Below are 6,392 nucleotides of genomic sequence, written 5' to 3'. Positions count from 1 at the left end.
AAAGCGCACAGTGTTTTAATCGAAGAGTCTGGAAAGGCTCGCCGTAGACGGTGATAGCCCGGTAGGTGAAAGGGCACCGTGCGTGAAATTGAGTAGGGCGGGGCACGAGAAACCCTGTCTGAACATGGGGGGACCATCCTCCAAGGCTAAATACTCCTGACTGACCGATAGCGAACTAGTACCGTGAGGGAAAGGCGAAAAGAACCCCGGAGAGGGGAGTGAAATAGACCCTGAAACCGTATACGTACAAGCAGTGGAAGCCCGCAAGGGTGACTGCGTACCTTTTGTATAATGGGTCAGCGACTTACTGTCAGTGGCGAGCTTAACCGTCTAGGGGAGGCGAAGGGAAACCGAGTCTGAATAGGGCGCATAGTCTCTGGCAGTAGACCCGAAACCGAGTGATCTATCCTTGGCCAGGTTGAAGGTGCGGTAACACGCACTGGAGGACCGAACCCACATCTGTTGCAATAGATGGGGATGAGCTGAGGATAGGAGTGAAAGGCTAAACAAACTCGGAGATAGCTGGTTCTCCTCGAAAGCTATTTAGGTAGCGCCTCGTATGTATCTTCCTGGGGGTAGAGCACTGTTATGGCTAGCGGGTCATCGCGACTTAGCAAACCATGGCAAACTCCGAATACCAGGACAGACTGTACGGGAGACACACGGCGGGTGCTAACGTCCGTCGTGAAAAGGGAAACAACCCAGACCCGCAGCTAAGGTCCCAAAGTTCTAGCTAAGTGGAAAACGATGTGGAAAGGCATAGACAGCCAGGAGGTTGGCTTAGAAGCAGCCATCCTTTAAAGAAAGCGTAATAGCTCACTGGTCGAGTCGGTCTGCGCGGAAGATTTAACGGGGCTAAGCTAGACACCGAAGCTCGGGGTGCATCATTTCGATGATGCGCGGTAGAGGAGCGTTCTGTACGCCTGCGAAGGTGGATCGTAAGGTCTGCTGGAGGTATCAGAAGTGCGAATGCTGACATGAGTAACGATAATGGGGGTGAAAAGCCCCCACGCCGAAAGCCCAAGGTTTCCTCGCGCAACGTTCATCGGCGCAGGGTGAGTCGGCCCCTAAGGCGAGGCAGAAATGCGTAGTCGATGGGAAGCAGGTTAATATTCCTGCACTTTTCCATAGTGCGATGTGGGGACGGAGAAGGTTAGGTCTACCGGGCGTTGGTTGCCCCGGGGAAAGGCGGTAGGCATGGGTCTTAGGCAAATCCGGGACCCTTTATGCCGAGCACCGAGACGAGTCCTATTGGACGAAGTGACTGATACCACGCTTCCAGGAAAAGCCACTAAGCTTCAGCTATGGAAAAACCGTACCGTAAACCGACACTGGTAGGCAGGGTGAGAATCCCAAGGCGCTTGAGAGAACTCGGGTGAAGGAACTAGGCAAAATGGCACCGTAACTTCGGGAGAAGGTGCGCCCTTTTTGGTGGCTACATGCGTAGCTGAGCTGAGAAGGGTCGCAGTAACCTGGCCGCTGCGACTGTTTATCAAAAACACAGCACTCTGCAAACACGAAAGTGGACGTATAGGGTGTGACGCCTGCCCGGTGCTGGAAGGTTAATTGATGGGGTCAGCCGCAAGGCGAAGCTCTTGATCGAAGCCCCAGTAAACGGCGGCCGTAACTATAACGGTCCTAAGGTAGCGAAATTCCTTGTCGGGTAAGTTCCGACCTGCACGAATGGCGTAACGACAGCGGCGCTGTCTCCACCCGAGACTCAGTGAAATTGAAATCGCTGTGAAGATGCAGCGTTCCCGCGGCAAGACGGAAAGACCCCGTGAACCTTTACTATAGCTTTACATTGAACGTTGAGTTCTTCTGTGTAGGATAGGTGGGAGGCTTTGAAACCAGGACGCCAGTCTTGGTGGAGCCATCCTTGAAATACCACCCTGAAGTGCTTGACGTTCTAACCTAGATCCGTAATCCGGATCAGGGACCATGTATGGTGGGTAGTTTGACTGGGGCGGTCTCCTCCCAAAGAGTAACGGAGGAGCACGAAGGTACGCTCAGCGCGGTCGGACATCGCGCACTGTGTGCAAAGGCATAAGCGTGCTTGACTGCAAGATCGACGGATCAAGCAGGTACGAAAGTAGGTCTTAGTGATCCGGTGGTTCTGTATGGAAGGGCCATCGCTCAACGGATAAAAGGTACTCCGGGGATAACAGGCTGATACCGCCCAAGAGTTCATATCGACGGCGGTGTTTGGCACCTCGATGTCGGCTCATCACATCCTGGGGCTGTAGCCGGTCCCAAGGGTATGGCTGTTCGCCATTTAAAGTGGTACGCGAGCTGGGTTCAGAACGTCGTGAGACAGTTCGGTCCCTATCTGTCGTGGGCGTTGGAGATTTGAGGGGGGCTGCTCCTAGTACGAGAGGACCGGAGTGGACGTTCCGCTGGTGTTCGGGTTGTCATGCCAATGGCATTGCCCGGTAGCTACGAACGGAAGTGATAACCGCTGAAAGCATCTAAGCGGGAAGCACGCCCCAAGATGAGATCTCCCGAGAGCTTGACTCTCCTTAAGGCACCATCAAGACCAGGTGGTTGATAGGTCAGGTGTGGAAGTGCAGCAATGCATTGAGCTAACTGATACTAATGAGCCGTGAGGCTTGACCATATAACCCCAAGACGCTTCGCATGTGCAGATCCCTCTGCGACGAATCCGACCATCCTTGGCCGGACTCCTCAAAAGAGCAGGATTCGCCTTGATGACGCATGTCGGTACGACTTGTTCCAAATCGCTTGTCACTCGTTTACACCTTTTGAAGCGGGCGCAGTCGCGCTGCTTCTACCCCTTCCCTGGCGGCCATAGCGCTGTGGCACCACCCGATCCCATCCCGAACTCGGAAGTGAAACGCAGCCGCGCCGATGGTAGTGTGCTTCTTGCATGCGAGAGTAGGTCACCGCCAGGGGCTTTATCCTTAGAAGGCCTCCCCATCCGGGGAGGCCTTCTGCTTTGGTGCCGACCGAACCGGTACGAACGCCCCCGCCGTGATCGCGTGGCAGGATGTCGGTCGAGAGCCCCCGCTGATTCCGCACGAGAGTTTCCATTTTCCGGTCCTGGCCGTGATGGCACGGAAAGCCCATGACTTCCCGTATCATGTTTCCAGCAGACCGCTATCGGGGACGCCGTGTTCATCCATGTTGAAACCAGACGGCGCAAGCAGTGGCAGTGGGCCACGCTATTGCTGGTCGTGGTGTGCGTGGTGACCTTCGTCGGGTTGGCTCTGACGCCGGCACCGCAGCGTGTGTCCCTGCTGCTGGAATGGGGCACGATTCCGGCGAATATCTTTCACCAGCACGAGAGCCTGCTACGGCAGTTGCGGGACCCGGCGTTGCTGCGCCTGTTCACTGCGCTGTTCATCCACGTGGCCTGGCTGCATCTGCTCAGCAACCTTTTGTTCCTGGTGATCTTCGGGTTGCCGGCGGAACGCGCGCTGGGATCGTTGCGCTTCCTGTTGCTGTTCCTGATCGGTGGCGTGGTGGCCAACCTGATGGGGGCCTTGTCATTGGCCGGCGTGGGGCGCCCGATCATCGGCTGCAGCGGCGCGGTGTCGGCCGTGGTGGGCACCTACGTGGCGTTGTTCCCACGCGCGCGGCTCGGACTGGTGTTGCCACTGGGCCTGTACATGCAGTTCGTGCGCGTGCCGGCTTTCCTGCTGATCGGCATCTGGGTGCTGCTGCAATTGCTGTTCAGCTATGCAGGCCCGAGCTACGGTGCGGTCGTGTGGTGGACCCACATCGCGGGCTTCCTGTTTGGCGTGGCTTTCGCGCTGGTCTCACGCAACTCGATCGCGCGGCGCTTGCGCGGTTAGCGCTTCGGGAGCACCGGCGGCCAGGTGGTTGAGCCGCGCGAAGCGGTGCAACAAGCGTCGCGCATCGGGTGTGGGCGCCACGGCCCGGAACGTGGCCTGCGGGTCCTGTCCTTCCTGCTGCATCACGCTGTGCTTGCGTCGTATATAGGCGCGCATGACATCGGCGTTGAATTCCGGATGGAATTGCACGCTCGTCGCGTGGCGGCCGTAGCGCAGGAAATGGTTCGGGTCGCGGGTGGAGCCGGCCAGCACCGTGGCCCCGGCCGGCGGCTCGAGTACGCTTTGCTCGTGCGTGGTGTGGGCGCGAAAACTGGTGGGTAAACCGCTCAGCAGCGGATCGCTGGAGCCGCCTGGGTACTGCGAGATGGGCAGCGTGCCGATTTCGCGGCCTCCCGGCAGGTAGTCCACGCGACCACCGAGGGCGTGCGCCATCAATTGATGTCCGAAGCAGACGCCGAACATCGGCAGTTCCACATCCATCGCGTTCCGAATCCAGCCGGCCGTGCGCTCACTCCACGCGGCGCGTTCGGTCACCATCGCCGCCGAACCCGTGATGATGCTGCCGGACACGGTATGCGGCGAAGGCAGTGGTTCGCCCGCTGCCACGTCCACGATCCACAACGGTCGGGCCAGCTTCGCCCCGACCCGGAACCAGTGGGGAAAGTCTCCGTGGCGCGCGCGGATGTTGTCCGGGGCGCGGCCGGTAAGAATGATCAGGACGGGTTTCATGCAGTTGAACGTATCGGCGATTACTCGGCATCGATTGTATCGATGGGCGGGAGCACGGTAAGCACTTCCTGGACTGTCGTCAGTCCGCGTGCGACCTGTTCCGCGGCGGAAATACGCAGCGGACGCATGCCTTCGGCGAGGGCCCCGGCGCCAAAGCGGCCAAGATCGAGCTGGGCCGAGATCAGCCCGCGCAATCGCGGCGACAGGCGCATCATCTCGTAGATGCCGGTGCGGCCGGTGAAGCCGGTGTTGCGGCATTCCAGGCAGCCGACCGGGCGGAACACGCGCTCAGGCAGTGGCAATGACCAGCCGTGTATCAGGGCCGCCCATTCATGCGGATCCTGCTCGGCTTCCTTCTTGCAGTGCGGACACAAGGTGCGCACCAGGCGTTGCGCCACCACGCCAGTCAGCGTGGACTGGATCAGGTAATGCGGCACGCCGAGATCGAGCAGGCGGGTGACCGCGCTGGGCGCGTCGTTGGTATGCAGGGTGGACAGCACCAGGTGGCCGGTGAGCGAGGCCTGCACCGCCATCTGTGCGGTTTCCAGGTCGCGGATTTCGCCGACCATGATGATGTCCGGGTCCTGTCGCAACAGGGTGCGCACGCCGCTGGCGAAATCCAGGTCGATCGAGGTCTGCACCTGCATCTGGTTGAACTCGGGGCTGACCATCTCGATCGGGTCTTCCACCGTACAGACGTTGATCTCGGGCGTGGCCAGGTGCTTGAGCGTCGAGTACAGCGTGGTGGTCTTGCCCGAGCCGGTGGGGCCGGTGACCAGTACCACGCCGTGTGGTCGCTCCACCATGCTGCGCCAGGTTTCCGCTTCGGTCGCGGAAAAGCCGAGCTGGCTGAAGTCCTTGGCCACGATGTCCGGATCGAAGATGCGCATCACCACCTTCTCGCCGAACGCGGTGGGCATGTTCGAGATGCGCAGTTCCACCTCGCGCCCGGTGCTCGAGCGGGTCTTGATGCGACCGTCCTGCGGGCGGCGCTTTTCGGCCACGTCCATGCGCGCGAGGATCTTGATGCGTGCGGTTACCGCGGTCATCACCGGCGGCGGCAGCTCGAACACCTTGTGCATCACGCCGTCGATGCGGAAACGGATCAGGCCGGCTTCGCGGCGCGGCTCCAGGTGGATATCCGAAGCGCGTTGCTCGAAGGCGTATTGCAGCAGCCAGTCGACGATGTGCACCACATGGCGGTCATCGGCGCCCACTTCGCCGGCCTTGCCCAATTCCACCAACTGCTCGAAGTTGAGGATGGCGGCGGTGTCGTAGCCACCGTTGCTCTTGGCATCCTGCGCCATCTGGATCGAGCGCTGGACACCGTAGAATTCCTGCAGGTAGCGGTTGATGTCGAGCGGGTTGGAAACGACCCGGCGCACATCCCGGCGCAGCATGTGCGACAGGTCGGCCGCCCAGGCTTCCTCGAACGGCTCGCACGTGGCAAAGGTCACTTCGCCGGGTGTCGCCGCCACCGGCAGAATGCGGTGGCGCTGCGCGTAGGCGTGGCTCACCACCTGGGTGACCGCCGCGGCGTTGATCTTCATCGGATCGATCTTGAGATACGCCAGCTTGGCCGCGCCGGCCAGCCACTCGGTGAGGTTCTCCAGGCTCAGCGGCCGTCCCGGTTCGCGCTGGTTGGGCAACTTGGCGTTGGCAATCAGCACCAGCGGATGCAGCTCGATGGTACTGCGACCGGAGCGAGCTCCCATCCGCACCTGCTTGGCATCGTCCGCCGCCAGATAGCCGTCCACCACCAGCGAAGCCAGTGTCTCGTCCAGCGCCAGCTTGCCGCGACGGCCGAGCAGGGAACGGGTTTGCGGATGGGCGGCCATGCGTGGGCGG

General features: G+C 60.4%; 3 protein-coding genes, 1 rRNA gene and 2 other annotated features. Of the genes, 2 read left to right on the top strand and 2 right to left on the bottom strand.

Annotated elements, in window-relative coordinates; all coding sequences use genetic code 11:
• Nucleotides 1-144 (top strand) — a sequence feature (23S ribosomal RNA rRNA prediction is too short).
• Between the two features lie 102 nt (nt 145-246).
• Nucleotides 247-2,604: a sequence feature (most likely nonfunctional fraction of RNA operon), on the top strand.
• Between the two features lie 194 nt (nt 2,605-2,798).
• Nucleotides 2,799-2,912, top strand: a 5S ribosomal RNA gene (rrf, locus tag AB7849_RS03980).
• Nucleotides 2,913-3,131: 219 nt separating this feature from the next.
• Complete coding sequence (locus AB7849_RS03975; RefSeq protein WP_008211253.1) at nt 3,132-3,815, top strand: rhomboid family intramembrane serine protease; 684 nt, start codon at nt 3,132-3,134, stop codon at nt 3,813-3,815.
• On the opposite strand, the gene AB7849_RS03970 is transcribed toward AB7849_RS03975, so the two are convergent.
• Together AB7849_RS03970 and AB7849_RS03965 are read right to left on the bottom strand one after the other, a co-directional pair.
• Nucleotides 3,780-4,544 carry a glutamine amidotransferase gene (locus AB7849_RS03970; protein ID WP_008211251.1) on the bottom strand — a complete coding sequence of 255 codons (765 nt, stop codon included), beginning with the start codon at nt 4,542-4,544 and terminating at the stop codon, nt 3,780-3,782. The two genes, AB7849_RS03975 and AB7849_RS03970, sit on opposite strands and share 36 nt — an antisense overlap.
• Before the next feature lie 20 nt (nt 4,545-4,564).
• Nucleotides 4,565-6,382: a GspE/PulE family protein gene (locus AB7849_RS03965; protein WP_008211250.1), complete on the bottom strand. Its 1,818-nt coding sequence runs from the start codon at nt 6,380-6,382 to the stop codon at nt 4,565-4,567.
• Nucleotides 6,383-6,392: the final 10 nt, after the last annotated feature.

This window comes from Rhodanobacter sp. FW021-MT20, from assembly GCF_041107475.1.
Lineage (GTDB): Bacteria > Pseudomonadota > Gammaproteobacteria > Xanthomonadales > Rhodanobacteraceae > Rhodanobacter_A > Rhodanobacter_A glycinis.
Note: the sequence above shows the minus strand (reverse complement) of the source record. Positions and strands in the feature narration are given on the sequence as shown.

Bases quoted from the DNA above. Each gene is read 5' to 3' on its own strand.
- AB7849_RS03965 (WP_008211250.1), bottom strand. From the start codon at position 6,382: ATGGCCGCCCATCCGCAAACCCGTTCCCTGCTCGGCCGTCGCGGCAAG.
- AB7849_RS03970 (WP_008211251.1), bottom strand. From the start codon at position 4,544: ATGAAACCCGTCCTGATCATTCTTACCGGCCGCGCCCCGGACAACATC.